The 18468-nt window shown below is 73.1% G+C and carries 16 protein-coding genes; 5 read left to right on the top strand and 11 right to left on the bottom strand.

The window, feature by feature from the left end:
• Window positions 1-44 precede the first annotated feature (44 nt).
• Complete coding sequence (locus ABD346_RS18765) at window positions 45-1115, top strand: GDSL-type esterase/lipase family protein (RefSeq protein ID WP_344376143.1); 1071 nt, start codon at window positions 45-47, stop codon at window positions 1113-1115.
• On the opposite strand, the gene ABD346_RS18760 is transcribed toward ABD346_RS18765, so the two are convergent.
• From ABD346_RS18760 to ABD346_RS18750, 3 genes are all read right to left on the bottom strand, one after another.
• On the bottom strand, window positions 1112-2593 hold the full coding sequence (locus tag ABD346_RS18760) for a GuaB1 family IMP dehydrogenase-related protein (RefSeq protein WP_344376142.1): 1482 nt from the start codon (window positions 2591-2593) through the stop codon (window positions 1112-1114). The two genes, ABD346_RS18765 and ABD346_RS18760, sit on opposite strands and share 4 nt — an antisense overlap.
• An 89-nt stretch (window positions 2594-2682) precedes the next feature.
• Complete coding sequence (locus ABD346_RS18755; protein WP_344376140.1) at window positions 2683-3021, bottom strand: barstar family protein; 339 nt, start codon at window positions 3019-3021, stop codon at window positions 2683-2685.
• A complete protein-coding gene (locus tag ABD346_RS18750) occupies window positions 3018-3440 on the bottom strand; it encodes a guanyl-specific ribonuclease (protein WP_344376138.1) in 423 nt (140 codons plus the stop codon). Before ABD346_RS18750 ends, ABD346_RS18755 begins: the two co-directional genes overlap by 4 nt.
• A gap of 70 nt (window positions 3441-3510) precedes the next feature.
• On the opposite strand from ABD346_RS18750, the gene ABD346_RS18745 reads away from it, so the two are divergent.
• The 3 genes from ABD346_RS18745 to ABD346_RS18735 are packed head-to-tail and all read left to right on the top strand — an operon-like array spanning window position 3511 to window position 7569.
• Complete coding sequence (locus ABD346_RS18745; RefSeq protein WP_344376136.1) at window positions 3511-5091, top strand: ATP-dependent DNA ligase; 1581 nt, start codon at window positions 3511-3513, stop codon at window positions 5089-5091.
• 9 nt (window positions 5092-5100) lie between these two features.
• Window positions 5101-6480, top strand: coding sequence for a glutamine synthetase family protein (locus tag ABD346_RS18740; RefSeq protein WP_381226033.1), 1380 nt, complete (start codon window positions 5101-5103; stop codon window positions 6478-6480).
• Window positions 6481-7569 (top strand): amidohydrolase family protein, encoded by a 1089-nt coding sequence (locus ABD346_RS18735; protein WP_344376135.1) that lies wholly within the window; start codon window positions 6481-6483, stop codon window positions 7567-7569. It begins immediately after the preceding gene.
• Window positions 7570-7604: 35 nt separating this feature from the next.
• Here the strand turns inward: ABD346_RS18735 and ABD346_RS18730 are convergent, their stop codons facing one another.
• The 4 genes from ABD346_RS18730 to fmt form a co-directional block, all read right to left on the bottom strand.
• Window positions 7605-8654, bottom strand: a complete 1050-nt coding sequence (locus tag ABD346_RS18730; protein ID WP_078966155.1) for a sugar-binding transcriptional regulator — start codon at window positions 8652-8654, stop codon at window positions 7605-7607.
• A 92-nt stretch (window positions 8655-8746) separates the two neighbouring features.
• The gene (rpe, locus tag ABD346_RS18725; RefSeq protein ID WP_344376134.1) at window positions 8747-9430 is read right to left on the bottom strand and encodes a ribulose-phosphate 3-epimerase; all 684 of its coding nucleotides are present in this window, start codon (window positions 9428-9430) and stop codon (window positions 8747-8749) included.
• 222 nt (window positions 9431-9652) lie between these two features.
• Entirely contained in the window at window positions 9653-11140 is a 1488-nt protein-coding gene (locus ABD346_RS18720) for an RsmB/NOP family class I SAM-dependent RNA methyltransferase (RefSeq protein WP_344376133.1), read from the bottom strand.
• Window positions 11141-11178: 38 nt separating this feature from the next.
• Complete coding sequence (gene fmt, locus ABD346_RS18715) at window positions 11179-12123, bottom strand: methionyl-tRNA formyltransferase (RefSeq protein WP_344376131.1); 945 nt, start codon at window positions 12121-12123, stop codon at window positions 11179-11181.
• A gap of 346 nt (window positions 12124-12469) precedes the next feature.
• On the opposite strand from fmt, the gene ABD346_RS18710 reads away from it, so the two are divergent.
• Window positions 12470-13009, top strand: a complete 540-nt coding sequence (locus tag ABD346_RS18710) for a hypothetical protein (protein ID WP_344376129.1) — start codon at window positions 12470-12472, stop codon at window positions 13007-13009.
• A gap of 85 nt (window positions 13010-13094) precedes the next feature.
• Here the strand turns inward: ABD346_RS18710 and ABD346_RS18705 are convergent, their stop codons facing one another.
• The 4 genes from ABD346_RS18705 to rpoZ all read right to left on the bottom strand — a co-directional run bounded on the left by ABD346_RS18705 (window position 13095) and on the right by rpoZ (window position 18410).
• The gene (locus tag ABD346_RS18705) at window positions 13095-15242 is read right to left on the bottom strand and encodes a primosomal protein N' (protein ID WP_344376128.1); all 2148 of its coding nucleotides are present in this window, start codon (window positions 15240-15242) and stop codon (window positions 13095-13097) included.
• Window positions 15243-15356: 114 nt separating this feature from the next.
• The gene (gene metK / locus ABD346_RS18700) at window positions 15357-16565 is read right to left on the bottom strand and encodes a methionine adenosyltransferase (RefSeq protein ID WP_344376126.1); all 1209 of its coding nucleotides are present in this window, start codon (window positions 16563-16565) and stop codon (window positions 15357-15359) included.
• A gap of 233 nt (window positions 16566-16798) precedes the next feature.
• Window positions 16799-18031 (bottom strand): bifunctional phosphopantothenoylcysteine decarboxylase/phosphopantothenate--cysteine ligase CoaBC, encoded by a 1233-nt coding sequence (gene coaBC, locus ABD346_RS18695; protein ID WP_344376125.1) that lies wholly within the window; start codon window positions 18029-18031, stop codon window positions 16799-16801.
• 106 nt (window positions 18032-18137) lie between these two features.
• Entirely contained in the window at window positions 18138-18410 is a 273-nt protein-coding gene (gene rpoZ / locus ABD346_RS18690) for a DNA-directed RNA polymerase subunit omega (RefSeq protein ID WP_005319902.1), read from the bottom strand.
• Window positions 18411-18468: the final 58 nt, after the last annotated feature.

Below are 18468 nucleotides of genomic sequence, written 5' to 3'. Positions count from 1 at the left end.
GGCCGCCTTGACACTTCGTCAGGCCTGTTGCAAGGTCGCGCCCCATGGAGCTGGACGTGTCGCACGCGGAGGCCGTGAACTGGCTCGATCCAGGCCCTTTTCTGCGCGGGGTGGCCTGGCTGGACGCGGAGGGGCAGCCGGTGCGAGCGGACCCCGACGACGCGATGCGGCTGCCGTGGGACACCGGCGAGCGGGCCGCGCTGCCCATCGGGATGCGGATCGAGTTCACCGCTCGGGGCGCCTCGGCGGTGGAGATCCGCTATCGCGCCCGAGTGCCCGAGCCGGACGACGCGCTGGCCGGACTCGCCCACACCTTCGCGCTGTGGGAGGGCGACCACCTGGTCCACGAGACGGCCGCGGAACCGGCCGATGAGGGAGTGGTCGCGCTCCAACTCCCGCACCACGATGGAAAGTTCACGGTCCATCCGCCCGAGAGCTACTCCCCGGTGGTGCTGGGCGTACGTGCGATCGGCGGCCGGATCGCGCCCGCGCCGCGTGGCCCGCGCTGGCTCGTGCACGGGGACTCGATCACGGAGGGCTGGTGGTCGACCCGGCCCGCACACGCCTGGCCGGCCGTCGCGGGCCGCGCGCTCGGCCTGGACACGGTGAACCTCGGCTACGCGGGCGCGGCGCGCGGCGAACTCCCCACCGCCGAGCAGCTGGCGCGGCTCCCGGCCGACGTGATCACGCTTGCCTTCGGCACCAACTGCTGGTCGCGCATACCGTTTTCGGCCACCCTGATGCACGAGACGACCCTGGCGTTCCTGCGTCTGGTGCGCCGGGGCCACCCGACAACCCCGCTGCTCCTGGTCTCACCGCTCCTGCGCCCGGATGCGGAAGAAGCCCCGAACGCGCTGGGTGCGACGCTGGCGGAGCTGAGGGAGGCCATGGAGACCGCGACGCGCCATCTGATCGCGAAAGGCGACCGCCATCTCCAACTGCTGCCGGGGAAGCCCCTGTTGACCCCGCACCACCTGGCGGACGGCCTGCACCCGAACGACGAGGGGCATGCGCTTCTCGGCTCGGCGGTGGCGAGGGCCCTGGCCCCGCACATGCCGGAGCCCCCGCGAAAGAGATCGCGGGGGCTCCGGGACGTACCGGGGTCGAGCGACTAGCTCCAGCTGGCGTGCAGCGGCTTGCCCTCCGCGTAGCCGGCCGCGGACTGGATGCCGACGACCGCCTTCTCCTCGAACTCGGCCAGCGAGGACGCACCCGCGTACGTGCAGGAGGAGCGGACGCCCGCGATGATCGAGTCGATCAGGTCCTCGACGCCCGGGCGGGCCGGGTCGAGGAACATGCGCGAGGTGGAGATGCCCTCCTCGAACAGGGCCTTGCGGGCCCGGTCGTAGGCGGACTCGTCGCTCGTACGGTTCCTGACCGCGCGGGCGGAGGCCATGCCGAAGGACTCCTTGTAGAGGTGGCCCTCGGCGGAGGTGTGCAGGTCGCCCGGGGACTCGTAGGTGCCCGCGAACCAGGAGCCGATCATGACGTTGGAGGCACCGGCGGCGAGCGCCATGGCGACGTCGCGCGGGTGGCGCACTCCGCCGTCGGCCCACACGTGCTTGCCGAACTTCTTGGCCTCGGCGGCGCACTCCAGGACCGCGGAGAACTGCGGCCGGCCCACGCCCGTCATCATGCGGGTGGTGCACATGGCGCCGGGGCCCACACCGACCTTGATGATGTCGGCGCCGGCCTCGATGAGGTCGCGCACGCCCTCGGCGGCGACGATGTTGCCCGCGACGATCGGAACCTGCGGGTCCAGGCCACGCACGGCCTTGATCGCGGCGATCATCGACTCCTGGTGGCCGTGCGCGGTGTCCACCACGATGGTGTCCGCGCCGGCGTCCAGGAGCTGCTTGGCCTTGCCGGCCACGTCGCCGTTGATGCCGACGGCGGCGGCGATGCGCAGCTTGCCGTTCGCGTCGGTGGCCGGGGTGTAGAGGGTCGCGCGCAGGGCGCCCTTGCGGGTCAGGATGCCGGCGAGGCGGCCGTCCTTGTCCACGGCGGGGGCGTAGCGGCGGTTGGCGCCGTCGAGCCTGTTGAAGGCCTCGCGCGGGTCGATGTCCGCGTCGAGGAGCAGCAGGTCCTTGGACATGACCTCGGACAGCTGGGTGAAGCGGTCGACGCCCGTCAGGTCGGCGTCGGTGACGACGCCGACCGGCTTCTGGTCGGCGTCGACGACGACGCCCGCGTTGTGGGCCCGCTTGGGCAGCAGGGCCAGCGCGTCGGCGACGGTCTGGGTCGGGGCCAGGACGATCGGGGTGTCGAGCACGTGGTGGCGCGTCTTGACCCACGAGATGACGTCGGTGACGACCTCGATCGGAATGTCCTGGGGGATCACGACGATGCCGCCACGGCGGGCCACGGTCTCGGCCATGCGGCGGCCGGCGATCGCGGTCATGTTGGCGACGACGAGCGGGATGGTGGTGCCCGTGCCGTCGGGGGAGGCCAGGTCGACGCCCTGGCGGGAGCCCACCGCGGAGCGGCTCGGCACCATGAAAACATCGTCGTACGTCAGGTCGTACGGCGGCTTGATGTCGTTGAGGAAACGCACGTGCTGAACATCCCAGTCGTTCGAGGTGGCCCCAGGCATTTCAGCCAGGGGAAAAGCACGTAGTTCATTGTCCCATGTTCGTACGATTGCGCCGCCCGGGCCGATCGTCCAGGGCTGGGACACAGGGCCTAGTGCGATCCTCCGAGCGCCAGCACCGCGCAGAGACCCGGGCCCGTCGCCGAGTCCAGGATTTCCCGGGCGACGGCCCACTCCTCGGGGCATGCGTCGGCGTACGCCTGCCAGCCGGTGACGACCAGGAGCAGGCCCTGCTCGCCCGTGGGGAGGTCACCCAGGGAGTCGGCCAGCGCGTCCCAGTTGCGGCCGAACCAGTCGGGGAGGTCCAGGGCGCGGGCGAAGCGGTCCATCAGGGCGGGTTTGCCGGTGACGCCGGCCAGGTCGAGCAGCACCGTGGACCAGCCCTCGGCGCGGGCGCCTGCCAGCAGGCCGCCGAACGGGTCGGCTGTCATCGCAGCACCGCCTTGAAGCTCTTGTAGTGGTCGTCGGTCCAGTAGAACTCCTTGCCCTGCCCGGTGACGATGCGCCATGCGCCGCGGTCCCGGGACTTCGGGTTCTGCACCGTGTACTCGTGGTAGTAGCCGCGCTTCTGCTGCGGCAGGAGCTTCTCGAAGTTGCCGAACACCACGCCGTCCTTGCTGTACGGGAAGGGTCCGCCCTTGTCGATGAGCTTGAGGGTCTGGCGTGCCTCGGGCGGCAGCCGGTCCGCCTGGACCGTGGCCATGCCCTTGACCCAGGCGGGCGTCGAGGCGGCCGTCGAGGGCCCCGCGCCCGCCGGTTTCGCGCTGTCCTTGCCGCCGCAGCCGACGAGCAGCACGGCGAGACACACGAGGACCGGGGCCAGGGCGATCCGGGCAAACCTGTTGATCATGCTCCGATGCTCCCATCCGATGGCGGTACGAGCGAATGCGTACCCAGAAGTCCCCGGCCACGATGGATCCATGCTGCTCGCCGACGTGGCCAGAACCTCGGCCGAGATCGCCGCCACCTCCTCGCGCTCGGAGAAGTCCGCGCTGCTCGCCCGGCTGTTCTCGGCCACCGAGCCCGACGAGGCGCCGTTGGTCGTCACCTACCTCGCGGGGCGGCTGCCCCAGCGGCGTACCGGGCTCGGGTGGAACACCCTCAAGGACCGCCCGCCGCCCGCCGCTTCGGCCCGGCTCACCGTGCGCGAGGTCGACGAACGCCTCGACCGGATCTCGGCCGTCGCCGGGAAGGGAGCCCAGGGTGAGCGCAAGCGCCTTGCCGGGGAACTCATGGCGGCGGCCACCGAGGAGGAGCAGCGCTTCCTGGTCGCGCTGATCACCGGCGAGGTGCGACAGGGCGCGCTGGACGCGGCGGCCGTCGAGGGGCTCGCGGCGGCGGCCGGCGCGCCCCCGGCGGACGTGCGGCGCGCGGTCATGCTGGGCGGCTCGCTCGGCGCGGTGGCCCGGGCGCTGCTCGCCGAGGGTCCGGCCGCGCTCGCCGCCTTCCGGCTCGACGTGGGCCGCCCCGTCCTGCCGATGCTCGCGCAGAGCGCGAAGGACGTCGCCGAGGCACTCGACCGGCTCGGCCCGTGCGCGGTCGAGGAGAAGCTCGACGGCATCCGCGCCCAGGTCCACAAGGACGGGGACGCGGTACGGGTCTTCACCCGCTCGCTCGACGAGATCACCGAGCGGTTGCCCGAAGTGGTCGCCGCGGCAAGGGAGTTGACGGCGCGACAGGCCGTGCTCGACGGTGAGGTGATCGCCCTCGGCCCCGACGGGCGGCCACGCTCGTTCCAGGACATCGCCGGACGCGTCGGCTCCCGGCTCGACGTCGAGGGCGCCCGGGGCCGGCTGCCGCTCTCCCCCGTCTTCTTCGACCTGTTGTCGGTGGACGGCCGGGATCTGCTCGACCTGCCGGTGCACGAGCGGCATGCCGAGCTCGCCCGCATCGCGCCCGAGCCGCGGCGCGTACGGCGGTTCGTGGTGGCGGATCCGGCCGATCCCCGACTGCGGCGCGGCGCCGAGGAGTTCGCGGCCGCGACGTTGGAGCGCGGGCACGAGGGCGTGGTCCTCAAGGCGCTCGACTCGGCGTACGCGGCGGGCCGACGCGGCGCGTCGTGGCTGAAGGTCAAGCCCGTGCGCACCCTTGACCTGGTGGTCCTCGCGGCCGAGTGGGGGCACGGCCGCCGCACCGACATGCTCTCCAACCTGCACCTCGGGGCGCGCCGCGAGGACGGCACGTTCGCGATGCTGGGCAAGACGTTCAAGGGGCTCACCGACGCGCTGCTCGCCTGGCAGACCGAGCGGCTGCGGGAGTTGGCGGTGACCGAGGAGCCGTGGGGGGTGCGGGTGCGGCCGGAACTCGTCGTCGAGGTGGCCTTCGACGGCGTACAGAGATCATCGCGGTACCCGGAAGGGGTGACACTTCGGTTCGCACGGGTAGTGCGCTATCGCGAGGACAAGAGGGCCTCGGAGGCGGACACGGTCGCGACGGTCGTCACTCCCCCACGTTCTCGGCTTCTCCCCCGAGGCCTCAAGGGCCAGGGGGGACCCCCATGAACAGGGGGGATGCCCATCGCGACGGAAAGGACTGAACCGGTGGAGCAGGGGCACAGCACGGCACAGCGGGAGCAGGCACAACGGCGGGCACAGGAGGCGGGGCTCGCGGCCGCCCGGCTGACCGCCGAGGGGGTGCGGACGGTGGCGCTGACCTGGGTGGACGTCGCGGGCCTCACCCGCGTCAAGGTCGTGCCGACCACGCGGCTCGCCCAGGTCGCGGCCCACGGGGTGGGCATGTCGCCGGTCTTCGACGTGTATCTGGTGGACGACTCGGTCACCAGCAGCCCGTACATCGGCGGCCCCGACGGCGACCTCCGCCTGATCCCCGACCTGGACCGGCTCACCGTGCTCGCCGCCCAGCCCGGCTGGGCGTGGGCGCCGGTCGACCGCTTCGAGCAGTCGGGGCAGCCGTACGACGCCTGTCAGCGGCAGTTCGCGCGCCGGATGACCGAGCGGGCCGCCGAGCGGGGCATCGAGCTGCGGATGGGCTTCGAGACGGAGTGGATCGTCGACCCGCCGCTGGCGGGCCCGGCGTACGGGATGGCGCGGGTCGTCGAGCGCTCGGCGTACGTGGGTGACGTGGTCGCAGCCCTGGAGGCGCAGGGCATCGAGGTGCTCCAGATCCACCCGGAGTACACGCCGGGCCAGTTCGAGGTGTCGGTCGCCCCGGCGGACCCGGTGGGGGCCGCGGACCTGGCGGTCCTGGTCCGCGAGACGATCCGGGCGGTGTCGCTCCAGCACGGTCTGACCCCGTGGTTCGGGCCCGTCGTCGACCCCGAGGGCGTCGGCAACGGCGGTCATGTCCACTTCAGTCTGTGGCAGGACGGCCGCAACCTGTGCCGGGGCGGCGACGGCCCCTGCGGGATGACGCCGACCAGCGAGGCCTTCCTCGCCGGGATCCTCGACGCGCTGCCCGCGCTGCTCGCCATCGGCGCCCCGACCCCGGCGAGCTATCTGCGCCTCGCGCCGTCCCGCTGGGCCGGGGCGTTCCAGTGCTGGGGCCCGGAGAACCGGGAGGCGGCGCTGCGGTTCGTCCCGGGGCCGCCCGGCGCCGAAGGGGCGGCGAACGCCGAGGTCAAGTCGTTCGACCCGGCCGCCAACCCGTACCTGGTGACCGGCTCGCTGATCGCCGCCGGGCTCGCCGGGCTCGACGCGGGCCTGCGCCTGCCCGAGCCGGTGTCGGGCGACCCCGTCAACGCGGACGGCGCCCGGCGGCTGCCCGCCTCGCTGCCCGAGGCGCTGAGCCGCTTCACGGAGTCGGCGGAGCTGCGCGAGGCGCTCGGCGACCGGCTCTTCGAGGCGATCGTCTCCGTGCGCCAGGCCGAGACGAAGCTCTTCGACGGCCACAGCCCACAGGAGATCGCCGAGGCCACGCGCGGGAGGTACTGAGTGCTGCCGCTCGTCGACCACCACTGTCACGGTGTGCTGCGCTCCGACCCCGACGACGCCGCCTTCGAGGCGTTCCTGACCGAGTCCGACGCCCCGGCCGCACCCGGCACCAGTTTCTTCGACACCCAGCTCGGCTTCGCGGTGCGCCGCTGGTGCCCGCCGCTGCTCGGCCTCGACGCGCACTGCCCGCCGGAGCGCTATCTGGCCCGCCGCCGTGAACTGGGCGCCCAGGAGGCCAACCGGCTGCTCCTGAGCGCCAGCGGCATCACTACGTTCCTGGTCGACACGGGGCTGCCCGGTGACCTGACGAGCCCGGCCGAGCTGGCCGAGGCGAGCGGGGCCGCGGCGCGCGAGATCGTACGCCTGGAACTCCTCGCGGAGCGCGTCGCCGAGGAGGTGAGAGATCCGGACAAGTTCCTGGCGGCCCTCGCGGATGCGATCGCCGCCGCGGCGCGCACCGCGGCGGGCTTCAAATCGGTGGCCGGATACCGCTACGGCCTCGACCTCTGCCCCGAGCCGCCGGGTCCGGCCGAGCTCCGCGCGGCCACCGCGGGCTGGCTGGCCGCCGGGGCCGGGCGGATCACCTCGCCCGTACTGCTGCGCCATCTGCTGTGGTCGGCGGCCGGCACGGGGCTGCCGCTCCAGTTGCACACCGGGTTCGGCGATCCCGACCTCAGGCTGCACCGCTGCGATCCGCTGCTGCTCACCGACTTCATCAAGGCGGTGCGCCCGACGGGCTGCCGGGTGATCCTGCTGCACGGCTACCCGTACCACCGGGGCGCGGCCTATCTGGCGCAGGTGTACCCGCATGTGTACGCGGACGTGGGCCTCTCGCTCACGCACACCGGGGCGCGGGCCGAGGCGGTGCTCGCCGAGTTCCTGGAACTGGCTCCGTTCGGCAAGCTGCTGTTCTCGACGGACGCGTACGGGCTCGCCGAGCTGTACGTCGTGGGGGCGCGGCTCTACCGGGAGGCCCTGGACCGGCTCCTGAACGGCTGGACCGGGTCCGGGGCGTGGTCGGCCGCGGACGCGGAACGGGTGGCGGCGCTGGTGTCGGCGGGCAACGCCGAGCGGGTCTACGGCGCCTGAGACGGGCGGTACCGGGGGCGCGGGCCCCCGGTACCTCAGATTCCGTCCGGGTCCGCGCGGTCGAGCGCGGGCCGCGGCTTGGGACCGGTCTCGTTGAGGAGGAAGTCGGCCGCGGCCGTGTCCGTGACCAGGCTGGTCACCAGGCCCGAGCGGAGCACCGCGTCGATCGCCGCGGCCTTGCGCTGGCCCCCGGCGATCGCCACGACCTCCGGGATGCGGCGCAGCCGGTCCGCCTCGACGGTGATGCAGCGCTCCCCCAGGTCGCGGCCGACCCGGCGGCCCTCCGCGTCGAAGAGGTGCGCGGACATCTCCGCGGCGACGCCGAGCGAGGCGTAGTGCGCCCGCTCCTCGTCGGTCAGCATGTCGTGGACCGTGGAGATGCCCGGCTCCCACGAGCCGATGGACACCGCGGCGACCGTCACCTTGTCGAAGTACTCGAAGGCGCGGGCGATCCCGGTCTGGTTGCGCAGCGCGGCGGCGGTCGCCGGGTCGGGCAGCAGCATCGGGGCGTAGATGGGGTGGGCCTCGCCGCCGGAGACCTGGGCGGCCCGGCGGACGGCCTCGACGGAACCGCGCTCGGCGGTGCCCGCGTCGTACACGCCGGTCAGCTGGACGACCGTGCAGGGCGGCAGCCGGTCGAGGGCGGCGGCCATGTGGATGGTGGAGCGGCCCCAGGCGAGGCCCAGGACGTCGCCCTCGCTGACGAGCTCGCCGAGCAGGTCGGCGGCCGTCTCGCCGAGGTTCTCCGGGTCGGGCGAGGTCTCCTCGCCCTCGGCCGGCGACTCGACGACGACCGCGTGCCGCAGTCCGTACCGGGCGCGCAGGGCGTCGGAGCGCTCCGCGTCCAGTTCGGCGGGTACACGGATCTCGATCCGTACGAGATCCCGCTCCAGGGCGGTCTCCAGGACCCGGGCCACCTTGAAGCGGCTCACGCCGAACTCCTCGGCGATCTGGATCTTGGACTTGCCCTCCAGGTAGAAGCGGCGGGCCATGGCCGCCGCCTGCACCAGCTCCGCGGGTCCCATCCGCAGGGCTGACCGACCCGCCGACATTGCAGACACCGCGATCTCCTCACTGCTGTTCACAACTGCTGTTCACGCACCGGACTCGCTGTTCATCCTGTCAGATCCAACGGTCCTTGATCAGCCCCGAAGGGTTCCGTTCACTCAGTGGCACCTCAGTGTGCGCATGCCCAGGGTGCAAGCGCCGTCGCCTGTTCAGCCAGGGAGCGCAGGGTGCGCACCGCTTCGGCCGGGTCGTGGGCCCCGTAGACGGCCGAACCGGCGACGAAGACGTCCGCTCCGGCCTCGGCGCAGCGCTCGATCGTGGAGGCCGAGACGCCGCCGTCGATCTGGAGCCACAGTTCAAGTCCGTGTTTGCTGATCAGCTCACGGGTCCGGCGGATCTTCGGCAGCATGATGTCGAGGAAGGACTGGCCGCCGAAGCCCGGCTCCACGGTCATGATCAGCAGCATGTCGAGCTCGGGGAGCAGGTCCTCGTACGGCTCGATCGGCGTCGCGGGCTTCAGCGCCATCGAGGCGCGGGCGCCCTTGGCGCGGATCTCCCGGGCAAGCCGGACCGGGGCCGCCGCCGCCTCCACGTGGAAGGTGACCGAGCCGGCCCCCGCCTCCACGTACTGCGGGGCCCAGCGGTCCGGGTCCTCGATCATCAGATGGCAGTCCAGCGGCGTCTTGGTCGCCCGGCTGAGGGATTCCACTACGGGCACCCCCAGCGTGAGGTTGGGCACGAAGTGGTTGTCCATCACATCGACATGCAGCCAGTCGGCGCCTTGGACGGCCTTTGCCTCGTCGGCCAGCCTGGCGAAGTCCGCGGAAAGGATGCTGGGGTTGATCTGAGCCATGCACCAAGCCTGCCATGCCCTGGGCAACTTGCCTGCCACGGTGCCGGTCGAAGCCTGTCCGGATCCGTACGGACCGGGCGATCCTGCGGGTTCGGCGGGCCCCGGAACGTGAACCTTCGGCTGCCCGGGCGAGCGGTCGGATCTCTTCCAGTGCGAACAGATCCGCTCAACTCCCTTACCAGGGCGTCGAGTTCGGGCCCGGACGTATCCGGGCCCGGCTCGTCAGGCCGTACGCCGCAGCAGGGCGAGGTACATCGCGTCCGTGCCGTGCAGGTGCGGCCACAGCTGTACGTCGGGTCCGTCGCCCAGGCCCGCGACGCCGGGCATCAGCGGGCGGACGTCGATCCACTCGGCCTCCACGGGCTCGGCGCCGCCGCGGCCCTTGAGGACGTCCTCGACGACGATCCGGGTCTCGGCCAGGTGCGGTGAGCAGGTGGCGTACCCGACGACGCCTCCGACGCGGACCGCCGACAGGGCCTCGCGCAGCAGCCCGCGCTGGAGCGGAGCGAAGCCTTCCAGGTCCTCGGGGCGGCGGCGCCAGCGGGCCTCCGGGCGGCGGCGCAGGGCGCCGAGCCCGGAGCAGGGAACGTCGACCAGAACGCGGTCGAAGGACCCGGGCAGCCACGGCGGGCGCGTGCCGTCGGCCGCGATGACCTGGTACGGGCCCGGGTTGCCGGCCAGGGCGCGCTCGACCAGGCGGGCGCGGTGCGGCTGCTTCTCGGAGGCGAGCAGCGCGGCGCCTCGGCCCGCGGCCAGCGCGGCGAGCAGCGCGGCCTTGCCGCCGGGGCCCGCGCAGCCGTCCAGCCAGCGCTCGTCCCGGCCCTCCAGGGGGGCGTTGGCGAGAGCGGCGGCCACCAGCTGGCTGCCCTCGTCCTGGACACCGGCCCGGCCCTCGCGCACGGCGTCGAGGGCGCCGGGCTCGCCGCCCTCGGCCATCCGCACCGCGTACGGCGACCAGCGGCCGGGCAGGCCGCCCTCCTCGCCGAGCGCGTCGAGGAGTTCGTCGGTGGTGGAGCGGCCGGGGCGGGCGACCAGGGTCACCTCGGGACGCTCGTTGTCGGCCTCCAGGAGGTCCTCGATGCCGGCCCGGCCGCCACCGAGGGAGTCCCACAGCGCGGAGACGACCCAGCGCGGATGCGAGTGGACGACCGCGAGATGGTCCTCGGCGTCGTCCTCATAGGAGGGCGCCACCTTCTCCAGCCAGCCGTCGAGGTCGTCCGCCGAGATCTTCCGCAGGACGGCGTTGACGAACTTGGCCCGCCCGTCGCCGAGCACCACGCGCGCCAGCTCCACGCTCGCGGAGACCGCGGCGTGGGTGGGGATCCGGGTGCCGAGCAGCTGGTGCGCGCCGAGCGCGAGCACGTCGAGCACGGGCGGGTCGACCTCGCGCAGCGGCCGGTCGATGCAGGCCGCGATGATCGCGTCGTACGTGCCCTGGCGGCGCAGCGTCCCGTAGACGAGCTCGGTGGCCAGCGCCGCGTCGCGGGCGTCGAAGTTCCCGCCCTCGCGCGCCTTGCGGAGCAGCGGGGGCAGGACGAGGTTGGCGTAGGCGTCGCGCTCGTCGACGGCCCGCAGGGCCTCGAAGGCGAGGATGCGGACCGGGTCCTTCTTGGGACGGCGGTACGGCTTGCCGGTCCTGCCCCCGTTGGGGTTCGGGCTGCCGCCCTTGCCCGCCTTGGGGTTCGGGCTGCGACGTGGCGAATCGTTCACGTGAAAGGTGCTCCGCTGATCAGATGGGGCGAACCCTCTCAGCGTACGTCCGCCGCCCCCGCGCGCTCACCCGGGGCGATGCGGACCCCGCGGGCCCAGTCCGCGCCGCGCATCGGCTTCTTGCCCTGGGGCTGGACCCAGAGCAGCTCCACGGCGTGCGAGCCGGTGCCGACGTACACGTTGTTCTTGGCGACGGAGAGCTCGCCGGGCGCGAGGTCGGTGCGGTCGGTGACCAGGGCCGCCTGGATGAGCTTGAGGCGCTCGCCGCGGAACACGGTCCAGGCGCCGGGCGCGGGCGTGCAGCCGCGCACCACGCGGTCGACGCGCAGCGCCGGGGCCGCCCAGTCGACGTGCGCCATCTCGACGGTGATCTTCGGGGCGAGCGAGATGCCGTCGGCAGGCTGCGGAACGGCCTTCAGGGAGCCGTCCTCGATGCCGTCCATGGTCGCCGCGAGCAGCCCGGAGCCCGCGAACGCGAGCCGGGTGAGCAGGTCGCCGCTGGTGTCCGTGGGCCGGACCTCCTCGGTGACCGTGCCGTAGACCGGGCCCGAGTCGAGCCCCTCCTCGATCAGGAAGGTGGCGGCGCCGGTGATCTCGTCGCCCGCCATGACGGCGTGCTGGACGGGCGCGGCCCCGCGCCAGGCGGGCAGCAGCGAGAAGTGCAGGTTGACCCAGCCGTGCGCCGGGATGTCGAGGGCGACCCTGGGGAGGAGCGCGCCGTACGCGACGACCGGGCAGCAGTCCGGCGCGATCTCGCGCAGCCGGGCCAGGAACTGCTCGTCGCGGGGCTTCACGGGCTTCAGGACCTCGATGCCGGCCTCCTCGGCGCGCTCGGCGACCGGGCTCGCCACAAGCCGGCGGCCGCGCCCGGCGGGTGCGTCGGGCCGGGTGACGACCGCGGCGACCTCGTGCCGGCCGGATGCGATCAGGGCGTCCAGGGCGGGGACGGCGACCTCGGGGGTGCCTGCGAAGACGAGCTTCACTGGGGGTTACCTCGCTTTGTCGAGAGCAGCGTCTCAGTCTATGGGCCCTGGGGCGGCGGGCGTACGCGCAGGTGTCCGCCCCTGTGCGCCCCGCCCGCCGAGGCGGTACGGCAGGGGCGTACGGGGACTTGTGCGCCCCGTGCATATGCCCATACGCCCCCGCAGCGTGACCACAACAGCGGGTAGCGCGTTGGTCAAGAGAGATTGACCGAACCGGGCCGCTTCTGCGGCCCGCGCCTTTTCAGCACCGCCAGCACGTCAACACAGCAACAGCAGAACGCATGACAGCTCCGTCTTCACGATCCCTTTCCTCATCCCTTTCATCGCCGGTTCGAGAGGCTTGCTCATGGCCGACCACGCAACCCACGACGCCCAAGCGCGGGCCAGCCTGCACCTGTTGGTGCGGGACATCGAGCGGGTCCGCCGGCAGGTGGACGCACTGCGCACCCTCACCGCGCAGCTGGGCAACGTCTACCGCCCGCGCCGCTCCGGCCCCTCCACGGGCTTCGTCGTGTACGGACGCGCCCCGGCCCCGACCGTACGGCTCGCCCAGGAGCTGCGGGACAGCGTCGAGACGCTGGTGACCGCGGCCGTGGACTTCGACCGCTCCCTCGGTTTCTCCTGGGACGCGGTGGGCTCGGCGCTCGGCGTCACCAAGCAGGCGGTGCACCGCCGTTACGGGTCCCGCCGGGCGGCCGCCCAGACCGCGGGCCAGGTCGACACCGAGCGTCCGGTCGAGGCGGCGCCGACGCGCACACTGCCGCCGCTGCCGCCCATGCCCGCGGTGCCCGCCGCCCGTTCGATGCCGCCTCAGCCGACGGCGAGCAGCCAGTCCCTGCGCGAGGAGGTCCGCACCAGCGCCTTCCCCGGCCCCCGCAACGGCTGACCCCGCGTTTCCCTCTCCTTCGTGCCCTCGCGTTCGTACGTTGCGCGGGGGCACACCCATGTGACGGCTTACGGATGCGCGGGCCTCAGCCGATGTCCGGCGGGTCGATCCTGATGCGCACCGGGTCGCCGCCACCGCGGGCCAGCCGCGCGGCCTGGGCGGTCTTGAGGGCGGCGGCCAGGGCCGCGCCGCTGCCCGGCGGGACCCGCACAAGGGCCCGCTCCCAGCGCTCCCCCACCGGCGGATCGCCGGGCCGGCGCGGCCGCCCGGGATCGGCGACCGGCAACGGGACAGGGCCCAACACCTGGGCGTCGGGCGGCAGTTGGGCCGCCATGAGCAAGGCCTCGACCGCCTCGGGGCGCCCGACGGCCTCGGCCATCCGGGAGACCGGAGGGAAGCCGAGCTCGGCCCGCTCGGCCAGTTCGCGCACGGCGTGCCCGACCGGGTCCCAGCGGACCAGGGCCTGCACCGGCCGCAGCGTGGGCTCGGCCACCACGACCACGGTGCCGCCCTCGCTCTGACCGCGCACGAGCGAGGCCGCCGAGATCCAGCGGCGCAGCGCCTCCTCGCCCGCCCGGAGGTCGGGCCGGCTGAGCATCGCCCAGCCGTCGAGGAGCAGGGCTGCCGCGTAGCCGCCCTCGGCGACGGGCTCGGCGCCCGGTGTGGACACCACGAGCGAGGGCCGGCCCGGCACACCGTCCAGGACGTGGTCGCGCCCCGAGGTGCGTACGGGCACGGCGGGGAAGGCCCGGCCGAGCTCCTCGGCGGTCCGCCTCGCACCCACGATCTGGGCCCGCAGCCGGTTCGCTCCGCACTCGGCGCAGCGCCAGTCGGACTCGGCCGTCCCGCACCACGTGCACCGCAACTCCCGCTCGTCCGGCGCCTCCAGCGGGCCGGCGCACCTTCCGCACCGGGCGGGCGTACGGCAGCGGGCGCAGGCGAGCCGGGGCGCGTACCCCCGCCTCGGGACCTGCACCAGGACGGGGCCGGTCTTCAGCCCGTCCCGCACGGCCTGCCAGGCCAGGCTCGGCAGCCGGGCCGCCCGCGCCGCCTCGTCGCGCGCCAGCTCCCCGTCCCCGACGGTGCGTACGAGCGGGGCCGCGGCCCGCACCACGGTCCGGTCGGCGACCAGGGGCGCGGCCCAGCCGCTCTGCACCAGCTGGGCGGCCTCGACCGTGCAGCTCGTACTCCCGAGCAGGAAGCCGCACTTGTCGTGCGCGGCCCGCAGTTCCAGGACCTCGCGGACATGCGGGAACGGCGCGTTGTCGTCGCTGTGGCTGGAGTCCCCGTCCTCCCACACCACGACAAGCCCCAGGTGCTCGACGGGCGCGAACATCGCCGCGCGGGTGCCGACCACGGCCCGCACCGCTCCCCTCCGCACGGCGAGCCACTGGCGGTAGCGCCGCTCGGGGCCGGACTCGGCGGTGAGCAGTGCATGCCTTCCCTCGCCCAGCAGCTCGGTAAGGGCCGCGTCGACCCGGCCCGCGCTGCGCCCGTCCGGCACGACGACGAGGGCGCCGCGCCCCGAGGCGAGCGTGGCCCCGACGGCCCGGGCGATCTCCTGCGCCCAGTGCGGCCCGGGCAGCGCGGTCCACACTGCGCGGGGTGACCCGCCGGTGGCCAACGCCCTGAGAAAGGCGGGCCCCTGCGGATACCGCTCCCAGGTCGCGGCGGCCGGCTCGGCCGGGGGCGGGGGCGGCTCGGGCGACGGCTTGGCCTCGGCCCTGGCGTTGCGGGGCGGGACGGCGAGCTGCAGCACATCGGCGAGGCTGCCCGCGTACCGGTCGGCGACGGCCCGGGCGAGCGCCAGTATGTCCGCGCTGAGCACCCGCTCCGGCGAGACGACACCGGCGAGCGCGGCCAGCGGGCCCGAATAGTCCGACTCGGCACGCCGCTCGACGAGGAACCCGTCGATCAGGCCGCCGCCCTCCCGGCGCCCGTCCCGCACATTGCGCGCCCCGGCCCCGAACCGCACCCGCACCCGCACCCCGGGCTGAGCAGCGGCATCGAGCTCCTCGGGCACGGCATAGTCGAAGTACTGATCAAGATGCAGCACGCCCTTGTTCACCACGACCCGGGCGACCGGCAGCTCCTTGGCGAGCGCCGCCCCCCGCCAGGTACGCGGCTTGGCCTTGGGCACCTTGGCCTTGCGCACCGTCTCCCGAATGAGCGCAAGCTGCTCCGGCCCCGCACTCTCGGGACCCCCGCCCTGCCGTTCGTTCTCGCTGCTCACAGCCAAATTCCTACCAGACCGCACTGACAACGGCGGCCGCCGGACGGCCCCCGTGCACGCACGAGGGCCCCGAACCGAACCCGGTCCGGGGCCCTCGCGGGAATGCCGTGTCGACTACAGGCCCGCGGCCTTGCGCAGGGCGTCCACGCGGTCCGTGCGCTCCCACGTGAAGTCGGGGAGCTCGCGGCCGAAGTGGCCGTACGCCGCGGTCTGGGCGTAGATCGGGCGCAGCAGGTCGAGGTCGCGGATGATCGCGGCCGGGCGCAGGTCGAAGACCTGGGCGATCGCGGTCTCGATCTTCTCGTTGTCGACCGTGTTGGTGCCGAACGTCTCGACGAACAGGCCCACCGGCTCGGCCTTGCCGATCGCGTACGCGACCTGGACCTCGCAGCGCGCGGCGAGGCCGGCGGCCACGACGTTCTTGGCGACCCAGCGCATCGCGTAGGCGGCGGAGCGGTCGACCTTGGACGGGTCCTTGCCGGAGAAGGCGCCGCCGCCGTGGCGGGACATGCCGCCGTACGTGTCGATGATGATCTTGCGGCCGGTCAGACCCGCGTCGCCCATCGGGCCGCCGATCTCGAAGCGGCCGGTCGGGTTCACCAGGAGGCGGTAGGCGTCGGTGTCCAGCTTGATGCCGTCCTCGACGAGCTGCTTCAGGACGTGCTCGACGACGAACTCGCGGATGTCGGGGGCGAGCAGCGACTCCAGGTCGATGTCGCTCGCGTGCTGCGTGGAGACCACGACCGTGTCGAGGCGGACGGCCTTGTCGCCGTCGTACTCGATGGTGACCTGGGTCTTGCCGTCGGGGCGCAGGTACGGGATGGTCCCGTTCTTGCGGACCTCGGTCAGGCGGCGCGAGAGGCGGTGCGCGATGTGGATCGGCAGCGGCATCAGCTCGGGCGTCTCGTCCGTGGCGTAGCCGAACATCAGGCCCTGGTCGCCGGCACCCTGCTTGTCGAGCTCGTCCTCGTCGCCCTCGACACGCTTCTCGTACGCCGTGTCGACACCCTGCGCGATGTCCGGGGACTGCGCGCCGATGGACACCGAGACGCCGCAGGAGGCGCCGTCGAAGCCCTTCTTCGACGAGTCGTAGCCGATCTCGAGGATCTTGTCGCGGACCAGCTGGGCGATCGGCGCGTATGCCTTGGTCGTGACCTCTCCGGCCACGTGCACCAGGCCCGTGGTGATGAGGGTCTCCACGGCGACGCGGGAGGTCGGGTCCTCGCGCAGAAGCGCGTCGAGGATCGTGTCGCTGATCTGGTCAGCGATCTTGTCGGGGTGACCCTCGGTCACAGACTCCGAGGTGAAGAGACGACGGGACACAACGCTCCCTGGGGTTGCAGCGGCTGCTGGCTGATCATGGTCGGTCGCGCCGGGAGCTGCGCCCGGCTGCGGTTCCGAGACCAGTTTATCGGTCGGTTCTGCTCGTTGGACCACGTGTCTCGATCTGTGGAGTCCGGAGATCTCCGGATCCGGTCGTACGAACGTCCGTTTCGGGCCGTCGACGACAGCACGCGCAGGCCCCGGATCAAGCCCCGGACCCGGGTCCTGGAGGGCTAGAGGCGGTCGGGAGACGCAGCGCCGGTCTGTCCGAAACGCTCGCCCACCAAATCCCACACGGTGTCGGCGAGGGCTTCCTTCGGGCCGTACGGGACGGGCGTCTCGGATCCGTCGGCGCCGAGGACCACGGCCTCGTTCTCCTCGGAGCCGAACGTCTTGCGCTCGCCGACCTCGTTGACGACGAGCAGGTCGCACCCCTTGCGCCGGAGTTTCAGGCGGCCGTTGGCCAGCACGTCGTCGGTCTCGGCGGCGAAACCCACGACCAGCTGCCCGGGCCGGGCCCGGTCGGCGGAGATCTCGGCCAGGATGTCCGGATTGCGGACCAGCGTGAGCGGCGCGGGCTCCTCACCGTCCTTCTTCTTGATCTTCCCCGCGGCGTACGACTCGGGCCGGAAGTCGGCGACCGCGGCCGCCATGACCACGGCATCGGCGTCCCCGGCCGCCTTCAGGACGGCTTCCCGCAGCTGTACGGCGGTGCCGACGCGGACCACATCGGCGCCCGCAGGGTCCGGCAGCCCGGTGTTCGCCTCGATCAGGGTGACCCTGGCCCCCCGCGCGACGGCGGTCCGCGCGAGGGCGTACCCCTGCTTGCCCGAGGAACGGTTGCCGAGATAGCGCACGGGGTCGAGCGGCTCGCGCGTGCCACCGGCGCTGATCACCACATGCCGCCCGGCCAGATCCCGCTCGGCACTCCCCCGCGCGAGTACCCGGCGGCACACCTCGAACAGCTCGTCCGGGTCGGGCAGCCGCCCCTTGCCCGTGTCGGCGCCGGTGAGCCGGCCGACGGCGGGCTCGACGACGACCGCACCCCGGCGGCGCAGCGTCGCCACGTTCTCCTGGGTCGCGGGGTGCTCCCACATCTCGGTGTGCATCGCGGGCGCGAAGACGACCGGGCAGCGCGCGGTGAGCAGGGTGTTGGTCAGCAGGTCGTCGGCGAGGCCGTGGGCGGCCTTGGCCAGCATGTCGGCGGTGGCCGGGGCCACGATCACGAGGTCGGCGCCCTGCCCGATGCGGACGTGGGGCACCTCGTGGACGTCGGACCAGACCTCGGTCGCGACGGGGTGGCCGGAGAGCGCCGACCAGGTGGCGGCCCCGACGAAGTGCAGCGCCGACGCGGTCGGCACCACCCGTACGTCGTGCCCCGACTCGGTCAGCCGGCGCAGCAGCTCGCACGCCTTGTAGGCGGCGATGCCGCCGCTGACCCCCAGAACGACCTTCGGCTTGGCCATCGGAAAATTCGCCTCTCCCCGCGCGCGCCTGATGCGTGTACGTACCCATGACACACCACAGGCCCGGCAGTCGCGCTGCCGGGCCTGTGGTGGAACGTCTTGTCGCCTACTGGGCGGGGCCCTCGATGGCCTCGGAGGTCAGCAGACCCGCGTTGATCTCGCGCAGCGCGATCGAGAGCGGCTTCTCGTGGACGTGGGTGTCCACCAGCGGGCCGACGTACTCGAGCAGACCCTCACCGAGCTGCGAGTAGTACGCGTTGATCTGGCGGGCACGCTTGGCCGCGTAGATCACCAGGCTGTACTTCGAGTCGGTTGCCTCGAGGAGCTCATCAATCGGAGGGTTGATGATGCCCTCGGGCGCGGTAATGGAAGAGGACACTCTCTGCCTTCCGATGGGGATCGAAGATGTGAGCTGAATCAAAGTGAGCCGACGCCGA

The sequence above is a fragment of the Streptomyces mauvecolor genome, from assembly GCF_039532965.1.
Taxonomy (GTDB): domain Bacteria; phylum Actinomycetota; class Actinomycetes; order Streptomycetales; family Streptomycetaceae; genus Streptomyces; species Streptomyces violascens.
Note: the sequence above shows the minus strand (reverse complement) of the source record. Positions and strands in the feature narration are given on the sequence as shown.

Coding starts and splice junctions, on each gene's coding strand:
- ABD346_RS18765 (WP_344376143.1), top strand. CDS start 45: ATGGAGCTGGACGTGTCGCACGCGGAGGCCGTGAACTGGCTCGATCCA.
- ABD346_RS18760 (WP_344376142.1), bottom strand. CDS start 2,593: ATGCCTGGGGCCACCTCGAACGACTGGGATGTTCAGCACGTGCGTTTC.
- ABD346_RS18755 (WP_344376140.1), bottom strand. CDS start 3,021: ATGACAGCCGACCCGTTCGGCGGCCTGCTGGCAGGCGCCCGCGCCGAG.
- ABD346_RS18750 (WP_344376138.1), bottom strand. CDS start 3,440: ATGATCAACAGGTTTGCCCGGATCGCCCTGGCCCCGGTCCTCGTGTGT.
- ABD346_RS18745 (WP_344376136.1), top strand. CDS start 3,511: ATGCTGCTCGCCGACGTGGCCAGAACCTCGGCCGAGATCGCCGCCACC.
- ABD346_RS18740 (WP_381226033.1), top strand. CDS start 5,101: ATGCCCATCGCGACGGAAAGGACTGAACCGGTGGAGCAGGGGCACAGC.
- rpe (WP_344376134.1), bottom strand. CDS start 9,430: ATGGCTCAGATCAACCCCAGCATCCTTTCCGCGGACTTCGCCAGGCTG.
- ABD346_RS18710 (WP_344376129.1), top strand. CDS start 12,470: ATGGCCGACCACGCAACCCACGACGCCCAAGCGCGGGCCAGCCTGCAC.
- coaBC (WP_344376125.1), bottom strand. CDS start 18,031: ATGGCCAAGCCGAAGGTCGTTCTGGGGGTCAGCGGCGGCATCGCCGCC.